At 39.6% G+C, this 23,353-nt stretch carries 10 protein-coding genes; 1 reads left to right on the top strand and 9 read right to left on the bottom strand.

The window, feature by feature from the left end:
• Window positions 1-92: 92 nt before the first annotated feature.
• Window positions 93-1,157: a putative zinc-binding metallopeptidase gene (locus AAC073_RS20625; protein WP_339925707.1), complete on the bottom strand. Its 1,065-nt coding sequence runs from the start codon at window positions 1,155-1,157 to the stop codon at window positions 93-95.
• 168 nt (window positions 1,158-1,325) lie between these two features.
• Window positions 1,326-2,735, bottom strand: coding sequence for a Gfo/Idh/MocA family oxidoreductase (locus AAC073_RS20620; RefSeq protein WP_339925706.1), 1,410 nt, complete (start codon window positions 2,733-2,735; stop codon window positions 1,326-1,328).
• A 507-nt stretch (window positions 2,736-3,242) separates the two neighbouring features.
• Between AAC073_RS20620 and AAC073_RS20615 the strand changes: the two genes are divergently transcribed.
• Window positions 3,243-6,182 (top strand): PVC-type heme-binding CxxCH protein, encoded by a 2,940-nt coding sequence (locus AAC073_RS20615; RefSeq protein WP_339925705.1) that lies wholly within the window; start codon window positions 3,243-3,245, stop codon window positions 6,180-6,182.
• Window positions 6,183-6,308: 126 nt separating this feature from the next.
• On the opposite strand, the gene AAC073_RS20610 is transcribed toward AAC073_RS20615, so the two are convergent.
• The 7 genes from AAC073_RS20610 to AAC073_RS20580 all read right to left on the bottom strand — a co-directional run bounded on the left by AAC073_RS20610 (window position 6,309) and on the right by AAC073_RS20580 (window position 23,337).
• A complete protein-coding gene (locus AAC073_RS20610; RefSeq protein WP_339925704.1) occupies window positions 6,309-7,808 on the bottom strand; it encodes a BNR-4 repeat-containing protein in 1,500 nt (499 codons plus the stop codon).
• Window positions 7,809-8,570: 762 nt separating this feature from the next.
• On the bottom strand, window positions 8,571-10,262 hold the full coding sequence (locus AAC073_RS20605; protein ID WP_339925703.1) for a RagB/SusD family nutrient uptake outer membrane protein: 1,692 nt from the start codon (window positions 10,260-10,262) through the stop codon (window positions 8,571-8,573).
• Window positions 10,263-10,292: 30 nt separating this feature from the next.
• Window positions 10,293-13,376, bottom strand: a complete 3,084-nt coding sequence (locus tag AAC073_RS20600) for a TonB-dependent receptor (protein ID WP_339925702.1) — start codon at window positions 13,374-13,376, stop codon at window positions 10,293-10,295.
• Between the two features lie 471 nt (window positions 13,377-13,847).
• On the bottom strand, window positions 13,848-15,380 hold the full coding sequence (locus AAC073_RS20595) for a RagB/SusD family nutrient uptake outer membrane protein (RefSeq protein WP_339925701.1): 1,533 nt from the start codon (window positions 15,378-15,380) through the stop codon (window positions 13,848-13,850).
• Between the two features lie 14 nt (window positions 15,381-15,394).
• Entirely contained in the window at window positions 15,395-18,652 is a 3,258-nt protein-coding gene (locus tag AAC073_RS20590) for a TonB-dependent receptor (protein ID WP_339925700.1), read from the bottom strand.
• A 1,209-nt stretch (window positions 18,653-19,861) separates the two neighbouring features.
• Complete coding sequence (locus tag AAC073_RS20585) at window positions 19,862-21,115, bottom strand: DUF4185 domain-containing protein (protein ID WP_339925699.1); 1,254 nt, start codon at window positions 21,113-21,115, stop codon at window positions 19,862-19,864.
• A gap of 140 nt (window positions 21,116-21,255) precedes the next feature.
• A complete protein-coding gene (locus tag AAC073_RS20580) occupies window positions 21,256-23,337 on the bottom strand; it encodes a thioredoxin domain-containing protein (protein ID WP_339925698.1) in 2,082 nt (693 codons plus the stop codon).
• Window positions 23,338-23,353 lie beyond the last annotated feature (16 nt).

Below are 23,353 nucleotides of genomic sequence, written 5' to 3'. Positions count from 1 at the left end.
TAATACTTTTGCAAAATTACATTCGAAATAGGCAATAGGTAAAATAATAGGGCCTTGACACTTTTCCTAAATAATAAAACTAGCCCTATCATTTATTTTGTCCCTTCAATTTTACTATGGATAAGTTCATGAATAAATGCCAGTTTTTTGCTAACTGATGATGAAATGACAAAAGGATAGGTGTCCGGAAGACCCATACTCCTATTCAGGCTATTTAAGGCTAAAGACAAGGATGTCCATTGATTGAGGAGCACTGAAAAATCAACATAACCGTAGGCATCTTCCGAAAATTGAGTGGAAACAATATCCTGAATCCCTGTTAGTTTGGGATTTATACTCAAACCAAAAGCGTAAGCAGTCTCCAGCGTATCCACCATGTGCAGGTAATGTGCCCAGGACTCTGCCCAATCTTCCCACGGGTGTGCAGTGGCATAAGAAGAAATAAAGTTCTCCTGCCAGTTGTCGGGAGCCCCATTACTGTAATGTAATTCCAGCGCATCGGAGTAAGACTTCCTTTCGTCTCCAAAAACAGACCGGAATTTTTCAAGCCAATCCGATTCTGCAATCAAAACCTCCCAATAATAATGTCCGATTTCATGCCTGAAATGTCCCAAAACGGTCCTGTAAACTTCGTCCATTTGTTTTCTGGCCATGGCCCGTTCTACATCGTCAGCCTCGGCAATGTTCATGGTAATAATACCGGAAGCATGGCCTGTCAATACCTTTTCCTGTTGTTGACTGGCCTTGAACTCAAAGCCAAGCCCCTTTCCGGAGGATTCATCCCAGGGAAAAAAGGGAAGGTTCCAACGCAATAAGGCATAGACCAATCTGTGTTTAGCTTGTTCGATTTTTATCCACCTTTTCCTATAAGCAGGGTTCACCAAATCCGGTATAACCCGATTGAGGGAACAGGCCTTACAGTATTTTTCGGTGGACGCTTGGGGTATCAACCAGTTGCAGGCGTCCAGCTTATTGTTTTCGCAAAAGCGAAAGGCAACTTTAGCTTCATTTTTTGTGACAAAATAGCCATTGGATGCTTCAAGAGCTAGCAGGTCCAAACTAATTGGATCAAAACCCAATGAGGACTGACAATGGCTACAATGGGTATTTTCAAAAAATGTCAGCTGCCGGCAATGGCCACATTGGAAAAGTTTCATGGTTAATGTTTTAGGAAATGTAAGGAATTTCAGCGATAAAAAAACAAAACAAGAGGCTCGAATTCAATAGTATAATTAGGATTGCAAACCTATATCCATTGTCATTAAACCAGTATAGTGGATTATCGCTTATGACTTTGAAATAGTCATAAGCCTTAATAATGACATTTAAATTTGATCTGGAACAGCAAAAGGCTCTCTATAAACCCTTGAAAGCAGGGTGTCCGCTTCAGGATCATTGGCGAATTTCTCATAATCCCCCATAAACTTCAGTTCCCGTTTGACACGGTAGGAAATATTGGCCAATAAAGGTAAGGCGGAAGAGTAAAAGCCATCTCGCATATTACATTGAAGCATGGAATGGTCACCTGAACGAATTGTTTCGATAAAATTAGAAAAGAGCGTTGCTTTTTGTTCCGCTCCGCCCTCTTCGGAACTTGCAAAAGGTTTTGTATCGCGGTGATGAAAAGCCCTCCAGGTAGTGCCGCTAATTTCTAACCAGCCATCTTCACCATAAAACAAATTACCTACTTCTTTGCCATCACTCCCTTCATGGTTGGTATACCTTCCACGGGCCTCATATTCAAGCATGGTCCCATCGGCATATTTAAATAAGCCAGATTGTATATTCGGGGTTTCCTGACCTGACTTGTCATGCCCATAAGTGTTTACATCACCATAAACCATGGTGCCTGGGGTACAGTTTTCAGTTTGGCAATCATCCTGTTTGAAGCCATAAATTCCTCCCATAGAGTAAATGGTTTCTGGGTGTTCATTTTTCTGAAGTCCCCAACGGGCAATATCCAATTGATGGGTTCCAGTATTACCTGAGTCACCATTTCCAGTATCCCAGTACCAATGCCAGTTGTAGTGACTTCTCTTCTCATTGTAAGGACGATAACCTGCTGGACCTAACCATTGGTTGTAATGAAAACCTGCAGGAGGAGTACCATTTTCTGCTGTACCATAAGAATTTCGGAATTTATAAGTAAGGGCTCTTGCCATATAAAGCTTTCCTATTCCACCCTCATGTAAAAATTGCATCGCATCTCTGACATTATTGAAAGCACGGTTTGTTAATCCTACCTGCACCGTCAACCCACTTTTCTGGGCTGCCTGAATCATTTTTCTTCCTTCCCATATATTATGTGAAGCTGGTTTCTCAACGTAAACGTGCTTACCTGCCTGGCAAGCCCAAATTGAAGCCAAGGCATGCCAATGATTTGGCGTTGCTATGGACACTGCATCTATTTCCGTATTGTCCAGCACTCTTCTTAAATCCCATTCCAATTCGGGTTTTACACCAGTTTTATCACTTACGATTTTTGATTTGGCATCGAAAAGATTTTCATCTGTATCGCAAAGCACTTTCAAAACAACATTATGGCTATTCTTAATATTACAATAGTTGTTGATGTGTACCGCACCTTGATTTCTGATGCCAATTTGAGCAAGGTTTACACGCTCATTTGAACCTATTATAGCGCCATAACTTTTAGCACTGAACGCAATACCTCCTACAGCTATTCCAGCGGAACCTAAAGCCGCTTTTTTAATAAAATCTCTTCTTTTAGTCATAATGTTGATACAATAATTGGGTAGTTAGAATATTAACCATTTATTTCAATTAATTAAAATTTAAACTGGTTTTTTTAGCGTTATTCAGTGCTTTCTTTTAATAATATAAAAGATAATTGAAATTAAATACCTTGCGATTTTTAAAAAGCGCTTTTCTTTTAATCAACTTAATTAATACAGAGAAAAATTTATTGCAAAACAGGCAATTCCATTCTATGTAATTGCGTGGTGATCTTCTTGGGAAATAATAGAATTAGCCTATTAGAAAGCCTTAGCTTCGACTGAGGTTAAGCAGTTAACGGGCTAAGCTATCCCTAAAACAATTAAAGGATTCCATTTTCAATCGATTTTAATCAGTGAACAAAAATTAAAATATGTTTTATGAAGCTTAGCAAAACTTTCGATTGATAACTTTTTTTTATACTTTTAGTGTCTTCTGTAAGACATCACAAAATCAAAGGAATACCTCAATAGGAGTAACAAAATAACCCATAATTTTAAATTGAAATGCAAAAAATATTGTTAAAGCTACCTCATGTCATTTTAAGAAAAAGACTTTTTGGTATGACAATTCTCAGCCTCACTTTTTTTACAATGGCATGTAAAGAAGAGGTACAGGAAGAGCCATTTTCACTAAATGAAAAATATTTCTCAGAAAGCACCCAGCTATTTTTACCCGATGATTTGGAGGCAACGCTTTGGGCTGAATCACCTGAATTTTTCAATCCTACCAACATGGATGTGGATGCTCAGGGCCGAATTTGGGTAACTGAAGCGCTAAATTACCGAATGTTTCGGAATGACCCAAACCTATTTAAACATCATGAAGAAGGTGATCGGGTAATGATACTGGAGGACAAAGACGGTGATGGAGTGGCAGAAAGCTCCAAGGTTTTTGTACAGGACAAGGATTTGACTGCTCCTCTTGGCATATCAGTGATCGGAAACAAGGTGATCGTTTCAAGTGGTCCTTCCGTCATCATATATACAGACGAGGACGGAGACGACAAGCCTGATAATAAGGAAGTATTTTTGACAGGTTTTGGCGGATTTGACCATGACCATGGATTGCACGCCATGGTGGCAGGACCAGATGGAAAATATTATTTTAATGCAGGAAATGCTGGGCCACACATAGTAACAGACAAAAGTGGCTGGACCTTGCGTTCTGGAAGTTTGTACAATGGAGGTTCTCCCCATATGATAGACAATGAGCCGGGAATGGTCAGTGATGATGGAAAAGTATGGGTTGGAGGAATTGCCATGAGCATCAACCCTGATGGTACAGGCTTAAAGGTTTTGGGCCATAACTTTAGGAACTCCTACGAATTGGCACTGGACTCTTACGGGAATATGTGGCAAAATGACAATGATGACGATGGCAATAAAGGCGTCAGAGTTTCCTGGCTAATGGAAGGCGGTAATATGGGCTATTTCAATACAGATGGCTCCAGAAAATGGCAGGCCGATAGACGACCGGACCAATCTATTCCTATGGCGCATTGGCATCAGGATGATCCTGGTGTAATCCCATTTGGAGACAATACCGGTTCAGGATCTCCTACAGGCATCACTTTCTACGAGAGTGATTTGATAGGAGAGAAATACCAGGGAACACTCCTCGCAAGTGAAGCAGGAAGAAATGTGATACTGGCATACAAACCAGAACCATCAGGAGCTGGCTTTACCATGAACCGCCATAATTTAATCACCTCGTTAAAAGAAGAGGATGTTGAGGATGCAAAAAGCAGGGCCACGGATGAGGACAAAACAAAATGGTTTCGCCCGAGTGATGTGTTAGTAGGAACAGATGGTGCCATCTATGTTGCTGATTGGTACGACGGTATGGTCGGAGGCCATCGAATGATCGATAGCACTGGATATGGAAGAATTTACAGAATTACCCCTAAGGGAAAGAATTTACCTAAACCCACCATCGACCTGTCCACTACTCAGGGACAAATTGCAGCATTGATAAATCCTGCTGTCAATATACGTAATTCGGGCTTTGCATTACTGGCAAAACAAGGCGATAATGCCGTCGACGAAGTGAAAGAGGTACTGAAGGATAAAAACCCTTATCATCAGGCAAGAGCCATCTGGCTGTTGTCCAATATGGGTACTAAAGGCGTACAAGCTGTAGAAGACCAATTGGAAGCTGACAATCCTAATTTGCGATTAACCGCTTTCAGGGCATTGAGGCAGGTTAAAACAAGTATTTTACCTTATGCTGATAAATTAAGTACTGACCCGTCTGCAGCGGTACGTCGTGAGGTCGCTGTGGCCCTGCGGGACATGCCTATGAATGAGGTGAAAGATATCTTAATAGAATTGGCATCCCAGCACAAAGGCGAGGATCGTTTTTATGTAGAAGCCCTTGGATTGGCCATGGATGGAAAAGAAGAAGAAATCTATACTGTCCTTAGTCAGGAATTGGGAGCAGAACCACTTGACTGGAACGCAGGATTTGAAGACCTTACTTGGCGTTTGCACCCAAAGCAAGCCATTAACGGATTAAAAGACAGGGCCATATCCCAACAGTTAACAGATGCGCAGCGAAAGAAAGCTGTAACGGCCCTTGGATTTATCAATGACCAAGGGGCCGTTAATGCTATGCAAGAAATTGCAGCCAGCGAAATCGCAGGAGTTAAAGACCAAGCTTTGTGGTGGCTGAGGTACAGAAGAAACAATGATTGGAACGAGTTTGCCATAGATATCCCTGAGCTAAAAGCCAACATCAGTCCGGAAATCCAGAAGGAGATGCTGGCATTTAAAGGCACATTGGAAAGCAAGAACAGCTCAAAAGCAGATAAAATCAGCGCTGCCAAAGCCATGGCCAAGGATAAAACCGGAGGTTTTATGTTGCTTGGTCTGGCAGAAAATGAAGCCCTTTCTGAAGAATTAATCAAAGAAATTAGTCCTGTAATCTTCCAAAATCCAGAACAAGCCATCCGAGTGTTGGCTGGAGATTACTTTACAAACCCTACAGAATCCAGCGCAATGGCATTGTCCGATGTTAGCGCTATAGAAGGAGATGCTGCCAAAGGAAAACAGGTTTTTATGGGCAAATGTGCAACCTGTCATCAAGTTGGTGAAGAAGGTCGAAACCTTGGGCCTAACTTAAGTATGATTGGAGCAAAACTAGACCAAAATGGCTTACTTGATGCCATCACCAATCCCAGTGCCGGTGTGGCTTTTGGCTATGAAATGTGGTTGATCACTTTAAAGGATGGTACAGTGGCATCTGGTTTCCTTCAAGCAGATGGACCAATTGTGGTATTGGAAGGCTTGCAAAATGAAGTTTACAATATTCAAGCCAGTGATATTGCTTCGAGAAAAAGATTTGCAACCAGCATCATGCCTAAACCTTCTGGTTTAGAATTAACGGAGACAGATATTTCAAACCTTACCTCTTACCTAGTTGGCTTGAATTCTGAGGTCAATTAATATTGATAATCTATTCGTCTTTATAAACAAATCATAAAAAATCGCCAACCTTTCATCAGTCGTTTGACTTAAGAAGGGTTGGCGATTTTATTTTGTTTTAAAACAGGATACTAAACCCCATTGCATTTATTTATCCAATTTCATCTTTTTACCTTTCATTACTTGAGGTAGCATGGATACATTTCCCTCCTTATCACTAATATACAAGCGTGATTCAGAAGATTGTCTACCGTGTCCATCAGCCCAAATGGCATAAAAATCAGGATGAGCATTCACAGGTCTTCTTGCATAGGTGTGGTTATAAGGACTATCCATGGTCATCTGCTTCACCATATTCCATGTTTTTCCTTGGTTATTGCTTTGCCATAATGCTATTTCACCTCCAGGATTGTATGGTTGTGGTCCTACTTCCGTGGGTGCAATTATCAGCCAATTGCCACTTTCTTCTATAAAAAGAGAACCCATATCGTAATTATTATCAGAAGTGGTGACATCGTTAATTTCCCATTGTACACCGTCCCACCGGGCAGTTCTCCAGGTTCTTGGTCCATTCTGAGGTCCCGCTTCAAATCCCTTAGAGGTAATGTATAGAATTACGGGTCTGTTGTCCTTATCATAGGTAATATCCTTCATGTAAACATTGAGGTCTTCATCGTAATAATCATGAATCAGCGCAGCATTTTCAATTGTCGTCAGCGGTAAGTCAAGAGAGGTGCCATCTGCAGCCCTCCATGTTTCACCCAAATCAGGAGATTCTACGTAATAAAGGTTGGTTCTCCAATTTAACCCATTTTTCTCCTCAGAATCTGGATGGAAGTTAAAAGCGGAACCCACTAATCCATCTCCTACAGCACTTATTTGGTAATGCCCTTTTTTAATGGCAGCGATACGCTTCCATTCAGACCAATTTTCCCCATCAGGACTGGACATAAAACAAATGGTACGGTCAGCAGGATAATTGTAGCGTGTAAAAAAACTTACGAAACCCTTGTCAGGAATGTTCCAGGTTTGCATATAGGAGAAATTATCCAAAGGTGCTTTTTTCCCATCCTTAATCTTGGTAGCATTTACCACTTCAAAGGCATCAATATTATATGGCTCCAGGCTTTTATGAATATAAGATGGTCTTGAGGTACCGTGTGAGGTAGAGAACAAATAGATGTACCCGTCCTTATCTATAGAGATTATTGGGTTATCATGGGCATCAATTGTCTTTTTATCCATCACCAAAGTAGGTTTTGGCACCTCCCCTGTCTCGTGATCATAATAGGAAACCATGTGAAACAAAGTGGAATTTACGCCATCAGTACCTCCATAGCAAAAGAAGGTTTTATTCACCTCTTTACTATAGATGGCTATTGGATTGTGTTTGGCAGTATAAGTACCTAGACCACCACTATATTTGAATTTATACTCATTGTCTAATGGTTGGTTCATGTACCATATCCCATTGTAACCGTCCAATTTTTTATTGATCAATACACCTTCATGATGTTGCAAATCAGTATGTAATTTGGCATTTTCATCGTTTACTTGGTTCCCCTTTGACGCGACTTGTCTTTGAACCGAACACCGGATAGAGACCAAAAAGACCAAGAACAATAGAAAGATTGATTTGTTTTTCATTTATTTTTCTTATTAATTATTACTGTCATCCAACAAAAACACGGGGGGTTTATTAGACTCTTGAAAAAACACAATAGCGAGGTTTTTACTCCTCGCTATTGTATATGATGTTTGAAGTTACCACACCAAAAACATCATGTCCAAAAATACAAATCTTACCTGTCAACCCGTAATTTGCCAGCTACTTTCTTTTCTTCCTCGTCAAATAGTTGATACTAGCGTATCACCGCAGCAGAGTGAGCGGTATTATAAGACCATGACTACAGGGAAGCTATTAAAGTTCAAGCTCTATGGAGTTGTTACAAAATGTTACTCGCTCAATATTCTTTGCGAGAATCTACTTTTCCTTGAAGACAGCTTCAAGGTGAAAAAAGGGCGATTTATGTATTCGATAAAGGGTATGTAAAGTATCAAAAGTGGAATGAACAGTCAGAAAATGGAACTTACTTTATTACCTGCCTCAATGACAATGCCGACTATCAAGTTCTAGAAAGAGAGTCAATCCATATTAGTGAGTAGGCTATTGGAGGTGTGGTTTCTGATCCGGTAATCATACTTAATCCTTACAAAAACCCTTTGTGAGCACGGTTGATCATTTATAAAGACACTGTAAGTGGCCAAGTCCTTGATTTTGTATCCAATATGTTTAAACTAAGGCGGGGGGTGTTTATTTAAAACAGCCCCCGCCTAAATTTTAAATTAATAATAATTTTAGCCAAATTAAACTATAGTCGGATGACAGTAGGTAATTTCACAATCCCTCTAATACCCAGGATTTTGTTCAATTAATGAATTTTGATCAATGACAATCTGTGGGATTGGAGCCAGGTAGTTCCATTCGTTAAATTGAGCAGGCTGAAAAAATTCTACAGAATAGGATTTCTCACCCGTGTCAGGATTTCTGGTTACATTCATCCTCATCCTGTCTTGGCTTAAAACCTCTGTTGCCGTTTTCCAACGCCGGACATCAAAAAACCTAAACTCTTCAAAAACCAATTCTACTCTTCTTTCCTGCATTATTCGCCCCCATAATTCATTTCCACTTTCTGTAATTAAGGGCATTTCCACCCCTGGTCGGGACCTCACTTTATTTACATATTCTTTGGCAGTAGCTTCATCTCCCAATCTATACATCGCTTCGGCATAATTCAATAAAGTCTCACCATACCTGAACCAAATCCATGTAGGAGAGCTACTCCCTGCTTCATTGCTGGTACAACCACATTGGGCTTCGTCTACAAATTTCCTGATATAATAACTGGTTTCACTTGCATTCCAAGCCGACTCAAAGCCATCTGGTGAATCCTGTCCTCCTGGGGTAAATGTTTCAATGGTCCGTTCCTTGAAAGGTGCTCCATCGTATAAAATGGTATTGTAAAAGCGGGGATCACGGTTAATATAGGGATCTTGAGGATCGTATCCAGAGCCCTCTTCCTCAATTTTCAATCCATTTTCCATTTCAAAATCATCCACCAGATTCTGCAAAGGATGAGAGTGACCAAAGCCCAACCAACCATTGGGATAGAGCAATCTTTCTACCCTAGCTTCTATGTCCACATTAATGTTTAAGGGTCTTCCCCATATAATTTCCTCTGTATTGTATCCGCCATCAACTGTAAATAGTGCTTTGTAATCATCATGCAATGCATACATTCCCAAATCAATAATTTCTTTGGAAGCATCTGCTGCTGCCTGCCATTTTTGCTGGTTATTTTCTGGATTGTTCAATGGACTAGCAGCATACAATAAAGCCCTTGCTTTAATGGCCATGGCCGCCCCTTTTGTAACCTTACCGTCATTGGATGCATCATAATCCAGAGGCAAATCCGGAATAGCTTCATCTAATTCAGCCACAATGAAATCCATTATCTCATCATAGGTATTCCTTGCAACCCTAAATTCATCTCCCAAATTGAAAGGGGTAGTTATCAACGGTACTCCGCCATAGTGGCTTATGAATTTGAAATAAGCATAAGCCCTTACCGCCTTCATCTCAGCCGATAATTCTGATTTCAGTTCTTCACTTATGGAAGAATTTTGGATTTTATCCAAAAATATATTGGCCTGGTTGATGGGTTTCCAATAGGTCCAGTCATCGGGCCCAGTCCAGACATCCATTGGGCCTAAATAGGATGAAGAGGCGTTGCCATTTATTATAATTTGAATATTGGAGGCAGAGTTTCTAGAATTGGCCTCGTCGGTCATGTTTGCATAAGGCATAAATCGCCAACCATTCACGTTTTGAAAACCAAAAGGAATGTCTTTATAAGCGGCATTTGCAAAAGCCTGGATCAAAGCGGCATCGTCCCAAACAGCTGCATCAGAATAGCTGTCTATGGGTGTTTTTTCCAGTACTTCTGCACAAGCACTGAGAATAACGACAGAAACAAGACTTAATAAATTTATGGTCTTTCTTAATCTATTGTAAATGCTGGGTAGGATAGTGTTTTTCATAACTTTTCTATTTAGAAATACAAAGAAGATTTAAAAAGTAACATTCAGTCCAATATTGAAAACCCTTGTTTGTGGGTAAAAATTACCCGTAGAGTAACTGAACCCTGCATGGGAACTGGCTTCTGGAGTACCTTCAGGATCAAACCATTTAATGTCCGATAGTGTAAAAAGGTTACTTCCATTCACAAATAGCATAAGGCTACTCAATTTGAACTTACTCAGTAACTCTTCTGGCACTGAATAATCAACCTGTAATGTTTTTAGCCGAAGGAATGAAGCATTCTGAAGCCAAAATGTACTTGGCATGCCACTGACCTCTCCTTCACCAGCTCCGTCTTCCTGAGGCAGAATAGGATATTTGGAATCCATACTTCCCGGAGTATATCGATTTAGCAACAATTCCCTCAAACTATTTTGAGTAGTTCTGGCATGCTTGTGAAAATAGGTCCAAGCCCTTGCTTGCCCCGCAAAATTAGCAAATAAGGAAAACCTCTTATAAGCAAGGCTTGTATTGAACCCAAAAGTTATTTCCGGAATCACACCTTTGTTTTGTCTTACCCTATCCGCTGCGTTAATGGTTCCATCTTCATTAACATCTCTGTATTGTAAATCGCCCACCTGAGTATTGGCCATAATCGGATTGGAATCTACCTCTTCCTGGGTTCTAAAGATCCCAATGGACTCATAGAGCAATTGGGTGCCTATCATGTTACCTTCCGCTTTCTGATAACTGGGCATATCCTGGGGTTCACTGATATCTACGATGGTGTTTTTTGCATAGCCCATATTTCCTGACAGAGTATAGGAAAAGCCATTTGAAGGGGAAACATTATTTCCATGAGTTAGACTTACTTCAAAACCTTGATTCTCGATGATGCCAATATTTTCGTCCGGTAGCACAAGTCCTGTATAAATGGGAACTTCCGTACTCCTGGCAGTTAGGATATTGGATCTTCTTTGTTTGAAGAAATCCAAGCTTAGGTCTAAACCTCCACGCCACAAGGTGGCATCAAGACCTACGTTAGCATTCTCCGACACTTCCCAAGTAATGGCCTCATTAGGTGCCACTCCTGGGTATAAAACGGCCTGAGTTCCACCTCCAAAATGAGTCCCTATTGGGTTGAGATTATACATAGACATAAACTGGAATGGATTGATCTGGTCATTCCCCATTTGCCCATAAGACGCCCTCAATTTTAAATTATCCACGTTGGGGGAACTCTTAAGAAAATCCTCTTCAGAAATCCTCCATCCTGCAGAAAATCCTGGGAAAAATCCCCACCTTCCACTTTGTGGAAAGGCATACGAACCATCGTACCTCAAATTGGTTTCAAAAAGGTATTTTTCTTCATAATTATAATTGATTCTTCCGAAAACATTTTGTCGTCCCCATTGTCTTCTGGTCCCATCAGCCACCATATTTTCTCCACTACCTGCAAACAATTCCTCTATGGAAGAAGATATAAACCCCCTTCTATAGGCAGTCATGGTTCTGAATTCTCCTTCAGCCTGTTCAAATGCCGCAAAAGTTTCCAATAGATGATCTCCGAATGCTTTTGAATATTTAATTTTAAAATGCATCAAATAATCCTTTTGCTTATTGAATACTTCCTGTAAGTCTGGCTGACTAACCTGACCTCCTTGTTTCTCCAAGAACTCATCGTTTGCTGCATCATAATTATAAACCAGCCAGGTGTCTCTCCATCGTTTGCCCTCGGTATACTCCTGTCTATAAGAAACATAACCATCCAAACTCAATCCCTCAACTTGGGGAATGTTTAAATTAAAGGAGGGCTTTACGAAAGTCCTGTAAATATTATCTGAAAAGTACCCCCCTTCGCCAGCAAGATTAATGGCTGGATTTTCACCTGCATCGCCCGGAAGAGAAGCTGGCAGTCCATTGGGATAAAATGCGGGAATCAAAGGGCTTCCTTCGGTACCGAAGCCACCCAAAACTGGTCTTTTTCTATTGTCCATTTCCCCGTTTAAATCCAAGCCAAAACGGAAATTATCTGTGATATCAACATCTACATTTGTCCGCAAAGTAAATGCATTGCTTTCATGAGATCCATTTTTAACAATGCTGTTTTCGTCAATATAAGAACCTGACATGGAGTACCTTGCCTTTTCTGTACCTCCCCGGACATTTAGGTTATTCATACTTTGAGGAGTGAATTTCTTAAAAATAGTGCCCACCCAATCAGTATTGGGATAGTTTAGCGGATCAGTACCATCCCTCATGGTCTGTATTTCCTGATCGGAATACAGGGCAGGTAAATTCTGTATCGTAGTCCGATATTGGTTCACATAATCTGCAAATTCCCATGAATTGGCCATTTCTGGAAGTCTGGTTGGTTGGGTAATTCCCTGATTAAAAGTATAACTGAAAACCGGTTTTCCGACGGATCCTCGCTTTGTGGTGATCAAAATCACTCCATTGGCAGCACGGGCACCATATATAGATGCCGAGGCATCTTTTAAAATGGAAACCTGTTCAATGTCATTTTGATTTATTCTTTGCCAGGCACCTGTTTCATCAGGCACGCCATCAATCACTATCAAAGGACTTGTATTGCCTGTAGTACTGCGGCCTCTTATAAAAATTTGGGCATTGTTTTGACCTGGCTCTCCTGATCGATTTAAGGTAGTCAGGCCAGGTAACAGCCCCGATAATGAATTGGAAAGACTTGTTACCGGGGATTTTTTGAGCATTTTTTCATCTGTACTGGCAATCGCACCAGTTAAAGTTGCTTTTCTTTGCTCACCATAGCCTACGACGACTACTTCTTCCAAATCAGCCGTGTCCCCATCCAGGGAAACGTTGATTTTGCTTTGGTTGCCAATTATGATTTCCTTGGTTTCCATCCCTACAAATGAAAAGACCAGGGTCACTGCATTTTCGCTTACTATAAATGAATAATTCCCATCTACATCTGTGACGGTACCATTGGTAGTTCCTTTTTCCAGAATTGTCACTCCTGGCATAGTAATTCCTTCGCCATTGGTAACATTTCCTGAAATTTCTCTAGAATTTTGGGCTCTCAATCCTGCTGTAATCATTATGGTCATTACAAACAGTAAGGGGATCAACTTTTTGGTAAATGTGTTTTCCATAATATGATTGGATGAAGGTGAATAATAATTTAAATACCTAAAGTATAATTAATCTCTATATCCATAATTTTAATTGAATTAGAAAGTAGTTTATTAAATAAAATAGCGAGAACGTTATCGGAATAATTTCAAATAAATTGTTTTATTTTAATTATTAGATCATAATATTTATTTTTTTTAAACAATTAGATATTTTATATGTCTTTTTTAAATATAGAAATAACAAAACAACATCGAATACCTTGAATTCAATTGCGACAATTGGTCTATTACAGTGAAAGTCCTGGAAAGACCTATTCCATAATTTCCATTCTATAAAGAAATGGTTTTGACAGAGATAAGTCCAAAAAAAAGGGGTGGGGACTTGCCACAGTCCCCACCCTTTTTGTGTACGTCTTGGAAAGTCTATGAGTAACATGGGTTATTAAGTTCACAAGGCTTGCCTTTTCCCTATGCTCATGCCATCCCTAATCAATACCCAGGATTTTGCTGCAATTCAGGGTTGATGTCAATTTCTGATTGTGGAAATGGAAATAAATAATGTTTGTTTGGGTCAAAGCTTCTATTGAGTTGAGAGGCAGGTTCCACCAAAGTAGGAATATATACCTCAGCTGTTTTCCACCTTTTAATGTCCCGGTATCGCATTCCTTCAAAAGCAAATTCTACCCTCCTTTCATTTCTGATCCTCTCCCGCATTTCTTCCTTACTAAGCCCGCTTGGTAAAGGGGGCATATCCACACCTGCTCTTGTTCTTACCCTATTCACAGCTTCATACACCTCTGGGGTAGGTCCGCTGACTTCATTGGCAGCTTCAGCATAGTTCATCAAAACTTCAGCAAAGCGGATAAGAATTACATCATGGTCACTTTTGGTAGAATAATCAATTGGAAGGGTTTCAATATTTCCTCCTTTGGCAGGCATCAATCCTGTCATGGAAACGCCATTGTAGGCAAACTCAACAACTTCTCCTGACTCTTTTACAGCCGGATCCATAAAGTTTCTCATGGTTTGTCCCAATCGGGGGTCCCTATTTTCTTTCCAATTGTCTCGATTATATAGGGGAGATTCTGAGATGGGCAAACCATCAACACATTCAAAGGCATTTCTCAACTCTTGTCTTGGATTCCAGATGCCATGCCATAGTATTCTAATATCCTGCTGACTGGAATTGTCTGGATTCAGGTACCTGGTTGAGAATATTACTTCTTCATTATTATTCTGTCCCTTCGCTATAAACATGTCCCCCCATTTTTCCTGATAAAGGGAAAATTGTCCATCATCCATCACTTGTTTGGCAACAGAAGCGGCTGCTGCCCAGTCGCTTTGATGCAATAATACCCTGCTTTTGAGTGATAAAGCAGTTCCTTTTACTGCATGTCCTTCCGAACTGTAACCAGTATTCGGTAGATTTTCTATAGCAAAATCCAAATCTAATAATACCTGGTCTATCACCTGATCATAGGAACTTTGTGCTACTTTCGCCTCTTCAGCAGATACAGGACTGGTATACAAGGGAACCCCTCCATAAAAGTCAGCAAGGTTAAAATAAAACAAGGCTCTGAGGAACCGAACTTCCCCCTTGTATTTTGTAATTGTAGCAGGAGGAATGTCTACCCTGTCAATATTGTCCAGAAAATAATTACAAGAGGCAATTCCCCTGTAGCAATCGTTGTATATATTGGCCAACAGCCCACCAGAAGTGGATTCCATTATACCCATGGCAAAAGTTCCAGTAGAGGACGCCCCTAAGCTTTGACCTCCTTCGTTAGCATCACCGGCCATGACATCAAGTGAGTAAATTCCTTCGTAATTGAAACTATTCACATTCAGTCTGGAATAACAACCCGCTAGGGCCATGTCAGCATCGTTTTGCGTTTTCCAAAAGGTCGGGCCTGATATTTCAGTGGTTGGATTTCTATCCAGAAACTCCTCACAGGAGTAAAACACCAAAGAAACAACTACAAACAATAAGGCCTTAAAATGATTTTCGATTGTCTTTTTCATGATGATAAGGTTTATTATAGTTTGACTTTTAATCCCAAGGTATAACTGGTAATCTGAGGGTAGGCCTGAAACCAATTGGTATTGGCCCGCTCAGGATCGGAACCCGGCCAGTCAGTGATGGTAAACAGGTTGTCTCCTGATAAATAAAGCCTGGCAAATTCGAGTCCTATTCCCTGCAATAAAGTAGAGGGTAAATTATAGCCTACTGCAAGATTTTTTAACCTGAGATAAGAAGCATCCAATAACCAATAGGAGTTTCTAGTGCCTGTAACCGGAGCATATCCGGAAATATACATGGCAGGATGGGCATTGGTAGAGCCTTCGCCAGTCCACATATTGTTAATAAAATCTATGGGTGGAGGAGATCCCTGAATATAGGGAACCAATCCCCAGGTCAACCCCTGAGTACTTTGCTTGTAACCTTCCACTCCTTGGAAGAATGCATTTAAATCAAAATTTCTCCAAGATAAATTGATTGTGGAGCCATAGTAAAATTTGGGGTATGCCCCATCCATCACAACCCTGTCTTCAGCATTAATAACCCCATCATTGTTCTGGTCTTTAAATTTTAAATCTCCAGGTTTTGGGTTGAATTGGTGCGTAGGGCTATTGGCAACTTCTTCTTCATTTTGGAATATCCCTATCCATTCTACCATGTAGTGGGAATTGAAAGGTAGGCCTTCCTGGATGGTATAATTTCCATAAACAGGAGACAATATTCTCAGTACCTCATTGTTATAGGTCGAGAAATTCACACTTAAATCATACCCGAAATCTCCAAATTGTTTTCTAGAACCAAGTTCTACCTCTATTCCAGTATTTCTCATTTTACCATAGTTAACAGTAGGTGGAGACAGGCCCACACTGGCAGGGATTGGCACATTGTACAAAATGTCATCTGTGACTTTATCAAACCAATCAAAGGTAACATGAATCAATCCTTCCTTTAAAGTCAAATCAAACCCAATATCTGTCATAGTGGTGGTCTCCCAGCGCAGGGATGGATCTACCAATCGATTTAATACAGCACCTGGATAGGCAGTATTAAAAGCATAGGAAGTGGTTGACAATACTTCCTGATAGGGATAGAGACCGATATTTTGATTTCCTAATTGACCCCATGAAGCTCTAATTTTCAAATTCTCCACCCAGCCACTTTGCATTAAGAAAGGCTCCTGCGAAATCCTCCAACCTGCAGAAACAGAAGGAAAAAATCCCCATCTATTGTCCTGGGTAATTCTGGAAGTGCCATCATACCTGGCATTGGCTTCAACCAAATACTTTTCTTTATAATCATACATTGCCCTACCAAAAAATGACATAATGCTCCACTCACTTGAACTTCCTCCGGTACTTTGATCCAAAGGAGCTCCAGCATCCAATTCTTTAAGGTCATTTGTAGGGAAATGTACCCTACTTCCTCTCAATTGTCTACTTAAATTGTATTCTTGGTTATACCCTCCTAGTATATTCACATTGTGAACACCGTTGAATATTTTCTTATAATTTAAGGTAGAGTACAAGGTGGTCCACATGCTCGAATACCAGTTTTCTCTTACTCCTAGCTGCCAAGTAGAATTATTATGTGCGTAGGTTCCATCATTAAAGAAATAATTGTCAACAGGATTTTCATGATTTTTATAGGCCCTTGAATCGTAGGTCACGGCACCTTTGGTATACCAAGTCAGGTTTTTCACAGGTGTGATTTCTGCATAAAACTGAGGCAAAACGTTCATATTGATGTCTGTCTGAATACCACTTACATTCTGGGCATCTGGATTACGAACGGTCCATTCTCCAATATTTGAACTGTACCTGGCAACATATCCGGTAGAGCCATCTGCCAAAGTCATGGTAGGGGTGTAATTAGGTGCCGCTCCATAAATAGCCAATACCTGATAATCTACATTTCCATTGTCCCAGTTACTGCGCTGTATATCTTTATTGACAAGCTGAATATCGCCACCCACTTTTAACCAACTGTTTATTTTGGTGTCTACAGTTAATCTGGCATTGTATTTCTTAAATTCATATAAACTGGTAATTCCAGGCTGATCAAAATACCCTAGAGATAGTCCGACGGAAGTTTTTTCATTCCCACCACTTATCCTGACAGAATGCATCTGGGCCACAGCAGAACTAAATGAATGGTCCACCCAATCAAAATTGGGATAATTTATCGGGTCATTAGGGTTGTTTCTAAAAGCATCTATTTCCTGTTGCGAAAAATAGGGGGTTTGACCACTTCGAGCCCGACCTTGGTTCCAATACATCATATAGTCAGCTGAATTGCTTAGCAACTCAGGCAATCTAGTGGCCGAGTGAACTTGAACATTGCTATGAATTTCTACAGACAATTCTCCAGCACTTCCCCTTTTTGTGGTAATCAAAATCACACCATTGGCTGCCCTCGCACCATAGATGGCACTGGAAGCGGCATCCTTTAATACAGATATGGATTCAATGTCATTCGGATCAATATTTGTCATATCACCAGCAATTCCATTAATCAGAACCAATGGCTCACTTCCTGCAGCGCTAAAAGTTCCCAATCCCCTAATTCTTAAAGCATTGTTCTCACTGCCTGGTTTACCAGAATGAGAAGAAACCTGTAGGCCTGAAACTTTTCCTTGTAACAGTCCTGCTACATTATTCAAAGGCCTTTTGATTATCTCGTCCCCTCCTACTGTGGCCACAGCACCTGTCATATTGGCTTTTTTCTGAGTGCCATAACCTACTACTATCACCTCATCAAGGTTAGCTACATCTTCTTCCAATGTCAAATCGATGATAGACTGATTTGAAAGAACTACATTTTGAGATTTAAATCCGATAAAGGAAAAAACCAATGTACCTCCCTCTTCAGCATCAATCGAATACCTTCCTTCTAAATTGGTAACTGTTCCGACATTGGTACCCAAAACGGTAATGGTGACTCCCGGTATTGGTTCACCATTTGAATCTTTCACCTGACCAGTAATCTTTTTGAATGCTTTGACTACATTCCTTTCAATCCGAGATTTGTAAGTCATCGGAGTGACAGGCTCTTTTTTTGAGTATGCAGGCTTTGTCTCTACGGCAAGCGTAGGGTGATTTATAGTTAAATTAATGCTGGAGGTGTTGAGTAGTACCAACGGGTTATCAGCTTTCGTTGCTTCAAAACTATCTTCTTCTATTTTAATTCCAGATGATATTGGATGGGCGAATAATTGAGAACCTATAAATAAGGGAATCAATAAGGCATAAAACAGCCTAAGTAGTACTTTTTTCATACGAACGGGTTATTTTGGGTTATTAATAAAGTGAATATTGAAATTCAAATGGAAATCCAAGGTTTATAAAAAATCCACCAACCTTAAAGCTGAAATAAACAAACCACTGCGCTTGTTTACCCCAATTTAATCCATTTGAGATGCGGCTAACTAGTATCTATCACTTCCATACAATCGGGGTTTGGTGAAACCCGAAAAAGGCAATAGCCATTCTATTATGAGCTGAAATCACTTAATAGTCAGTCAATTGTTTCTATCTCACAGGAATGGCAACAAATTTTCCTATTTAACAATTTACTTGATTTTGGTAATAACGATCCCCACAACGAACCTACTCCACATTTCAGGTTAATTAATGTGTAATATAAATTGCCGATTATGGTGGGTGAAGGTGTTAGATTTAAGGCCAATTTCTAAACGTCCTATGCTTTCAGCATAGCCGTTTTTGAAGTAAGGTAAAAGGCATTAATTCCTATTTTTAAACACCATAAAACAAGCAAAAATTAATTATAGATGGAGTTATCAATTTTATATGATGACGTATTTATCTCTTTCAGTTAAAAAAAATCTGTGACAAGGAAAGCCTAAAATTCACCCAAGATTTCTACCTATCAATTTGGACTTCTTTCACGCTGCAATCTTTAGACTTGCATCAAAACCCACATTCCTGCCTTCGATCCAATACAAAAATGCAAGTCAAGGCCATTACTTACCGAAAAAACGCTCTACGGCCCATTTTAATATGGCGATTCCTCCTGTTATTTGATGGTTCTTTCTCACTATAAGCAAAACTAAATCTTAATTTTATACTATAGTATCAAATCTAAGTATTCGGCACATGGAAATATAGGTTTCCTATAATCTCCTTAATCCCTTAGCTCACAATATCCAAAGATGTGAGTAAGGAAATTGGAATCAATTTGCCTTCCCAACATCCTAATAAATTTAAAACAATAAAACTACATTTCAATGTAAATTTTAAAAATTTTGCTACAAAACAAATAAAATATTCACCTAATTACTTATTAATACTATGTATTATTAAAAAAAATTAAGCTATTGTACTATTAACATTAAATGTAGGGAATTGATTAAGTTGTTAGCAATCTTAGCTTAGGTTAAAAAATTGAACCCAGTCCCTTCAGGGATTAAAATGTATTTTGTATATTCTATTCCACCGCTATAAATGCACTTACTCATTATTCTGGGTTACTCAAATTTTAACCGGATAAATCGTGGACGGTACAGGTGTGGTTGCTTTTTTATTGCTGGAAAAAAATCAAAAGAATTGATGTTATAACTAATTAACAACTCATTTTCCCCAGACAAATGAGGATGGGCTTTGGCATTATAACTAATCAGTTGGATCCCGTCTTTAAGATCGTCGACTGCATCCCAAACAGCTATAATAGGACCAAAAGGGCCTACAGGAGACAAACCTAACCTCAATCCAACTTCAGTCCCGATGGCATCTTTTTGAAAAATCATGGCGTACCTTCCATCTTGTAAAGGTGTAACGCTTAGTTCATTGGAGGCACGGTCAGCAATAGGACTTGCCTTTAGCATTTCTCTCTGCCAATCGACCCCATCCCAAAACCTCCATGAGGAGAATTTCTCAATGTCTTTTGGCCTTACTCTGGCCACCAAGACTTCCTTTTTCACTCCCTTCACACCGTATATGTACACAAATCCATCAGGGTTTGCTGCTCCTGAATTCTGGGTATTCACCAGGACACCTGCTCCAAAAGAGCCTGTGGACTCAGGGCTCCCTTGCATGTAAAAAGGAGTATCAATTTGACGATGATCAGAAAAAGGAGTCCTACTTCCCTGAGGAATAACAATTAGTACATTCCCTACTTCTTTAAATGGAAAAACTTCAGCAGCTGTTGTTTGGATCCGGTACCCAAAAAGATAAATATCATTTCCCTTTTCATAATTCACAAATCCATCACCGAGCCAGAAATATTCTCCAGGTTTTGAAGCAAGGGTATTGGGTATAAAAATTGACTTAGGCTTATCATTTTCATCTTTGGCCCAATGGAAAGACACCTTACTATCTAATGGCGCTGCTCCTTTAATCATCGCCACAGAATTGTTGATCATCTGGAATGTTGAATCAACTTCTCCATCCTTGATTTCGCCTATTAAACTATCACTAAATAGCACTAATGTTTGGCTATCTGCGTCAGTGTTTACGGTATCCACACCGTCTAGTGGAAGTGTGAAAATCCCATCTCCGCCAAACCACCCATAGTTGCGTATAAACAGGTTGTTCCAGTCCTCCGCTTCTGAAACTGTATATTTTATTTCAGTTATGGAAGGAGGGGCTGATTTGATTTTTACCTTGTAAACTGTACAGCCTGTCATTAGTAAACTGAAGGCCGTCAAAGGCAAAAAACTACGGAAAATTTCCAACGCACTAAGGCCAGTAACCAGATTATCTATTCGTTTACTGAATATCATTTTATCGGTTAGTTTAGAATGAGAAATCAAAATTATACTTATCGGAATACTATCGAATTTAAACTAAATTAAACATTGAGTTTGGCATCAATTTAGAATAAAATAACAGCAATCCGATTATTAATAATTTCACTAAATAATTAGTAGGTTTTCAATTGGTTTATTACAATTTCAGGAACTGTTTCCGGTAAATTACAGGTATTGTTTTGACAAACATATATATAAGTTTCCTCATCCACGTACCTATTTAAGAACAAAGGAAGTGAACTTTCTGATGGACTAGCCACCACCAAAGTATTGGGTAAGTAGACCTCTTGAAAGGAGCTTAACACAGCTCTTGCATTTTTTCCAACTACAGCAATTTCATAAAAGGGATAGGTTTGATTCATCAAGAGATTGTTCCACCTTCCATAGCCTGATGGATTTTCATTTGCCATTGACAAAATGGTGGAGCTCATATTCTTGGACTTCAATATAAGTTTTGGATCGTATAACAAATGCCCAAGCTTAAAGGCATTTTCTGCCATAACAGCATTTGGTGATGGAATTACGCCATCATGCGTGTTTATAAGTGTTGAAATAAGTGCATTGTTTTGATTATACCGATATAGACCTGAGACCTCATCATGGAAAAGCTTGTTGGCCCTTTTGTGCAATGCTTCAGCCTTTTCTAGATAAGCAACATCCATAGTAGCGCTGTATAATTTTATTAAAGCATTTACCATAAAGGAATAATCCTCCAAAAAACCTTCTACCTTACGTCCTCCTTCTTTATAAGAATGTATCAGTTTTAAGTTATCTAAGGCATTTTTATCGATAAAGTTAAAAGTCTCAATTGCACGCTCCAGGTAACGAACATCTCCAAAAGCGAAGTAGGCATCTAAATAGCCATTGATCAGTAAGGCATTCCAGGAAGTTATGATTTTATCGTCTTTATCGGGGGTGGTTCTTTCTTCCCTTTTTTCCAGCAAAAAGCTATTCCAACGCTTTTTTATAACAGCTAAATCTTTTAGAGTCAATTTATTACGAATTGAAAATATTGAATCATTCACTTGACGATACAATACAAAATTCCCACTCTCTTCTGGTGCATTGACATTTAAACTATAATAAGATGAGAATAGGGAATAGTCTTCTCCAAGGGTCTGTTCTATCTCCTTCTGATTCCAAATATAATATTTACCTTCTTCCCCATCCGTATCTGCATTTAAAGCAGCATAATATCCTCCATCTTCATTTTTCATTTCCCTTTCCAGAAAATCAATAGTGGTTATAACTACCTCCTTATAAAGCGGGCTTTTAAAAATTTGAAAGGCTTTGGAATAAATGCTTATCATTTGAGCATTGTCGTAAAGCATTTTTTCAAAATGTGGATATTTCCATTCTTCATCCGTGCTGTATCTGAAGAATCCTCCTCCTACCTGATCATAAATCCCACCCAAAGCCATTTTATCGAGTGATTTTTTTAAATGGGTCTTGGCATCTCCCTCTTTTTCCAAAGCGGCATAATTTATTAAAAAATCAAGGTTGGAGGGCATCATAAATTTTTGCTGTCCCTGATCTCCTCCATGTACACCATCCCACGAAGGCTTCCACTGGTTCACAATATCTTTAGCGATATCCTTTGGTATTTCATCTTGATTTTGTGTAGCTTGGATCTGATTGGCTTCCTGTACCCCAATGGCAACCTTATCCGCATATTCATTTGCCTTCACCGGATTGTCACGATAAAAGTCTCTAACCTGCTTCAACACCTCTTGCCATTCCTCTTTGGTATGATAAGTACCCGCATACAATGGTTTTCCATTAGGCAAGGTAACCACATTCAGTGGCCAACCACCACTTCCCTTCATTAGTTGAAGTGCTGTCATGTATACCATGTCCACATCAGGTCTTTCTTCCCTGTCTACTTTGATATTAATAAAGTTGTCGTTCATGAATGAAGCGATCTCTTTATTCTCAAAACTTTCCTCTTCCATCACATGACACCAATGACAAGAGGAATAGCCAATGCTTATAATTACAAGTTTATCTTGTTCTTTTGCATTACTTAATGCCTTTTCGCTCCAGGGTATCCAGTCAACTGGATTGTGGGCATGCTGCAATAAGTAAGGGCTACTTTCATTTACCAAGGCATTGGTAAATGCATGGCTTTCATTTTCTTGATGCCGTTGGCTGCATGCCGATAACCCTAAAAAAAAGAGGATACATAGAATTGTCAAAACTGGACAAAGCTGC

This window comes from uncultured Cyclobacterium sp. (assembly GCF_963977555.1).
In the GTDB taxonomy this organism is placed as follows: domain Bacteria; phylum Bacteroidota; class Bacteroidia; order Cytophagales; family Cyclobacteriaceae; genus Cyclobacterium.
This window is presented reverse-complemented; position numbering and strand designations above follow the sequence as displayed.

Excerpts from the sequence above, each read along its gene's own strand:
- AAC073_RS20625 (WP_339925707.1), bottom strand. The coding sequence starts at position 1,157 with ATGAAACTTTTCCAATGTGGCCATTGCCGGCAGCTGACATTTTTTGAA.
- AAC073_RS20620 (WP_339925706.1), bottom strand. The coding sequence starts at position 2,735 with ATGACTAAAAGAAGAGATTTTATTAAAAAAGCGGCTTTAGGTTCCGCT.
- AAC073_RS20615 (WP_339925705.1), top strand. The coding sequence starts at position 3,243 with ATGCAAAAAATATTGTTAAAGCTACCTCATGTCATTTTAAGAAAAAGA.
- AAC073_RS20610 (WP_339925704.1), bottom strand. The coding sequence starts at position 7,808 with ATGAAAAACAAATCAATCTTTCTATTGTTCTTGGTCTTTTTGGTCTCT.
- AAC073_RS20605 (WP_339925703.1), bottom strand. The coding sequence starts at position 10,262 with ATGAAAAACACTATCCTACCCAGCATTTACAATAGATTAAGAAAGACC.
- AAC073_RS20600 (WP_339925702.1), bottom strand. The coding sequence starts at position 13,376 with ATGGAAAACACATTTACCAAAAAGTTGATCCCCTTACTGTTTGTAATG.
- AAC073_RS20595 (WP_339925701.1), bottom strand. The coding sequence starts at position 15,380 with ATGAAAAAGACAATCGAAAATCATTTTAAGGCCTTATTGTTTGTAGTT.
- AAC073_RS20590 (WP_339925700.1), bottom strand. The coding sequence starts at position 18,652 with ATGAAAAAAGTACTACTTAGGCTGTTTTATGCCTTATTGATTCCCTTA.
- AAC073_RS20585 (WP_339925699.1), bottom strand. The coding sequence starts at position 21,115 with ATGATATTCAGTAAACGAATAGATAATCTGGTTACTGGCCTTAGTGCG.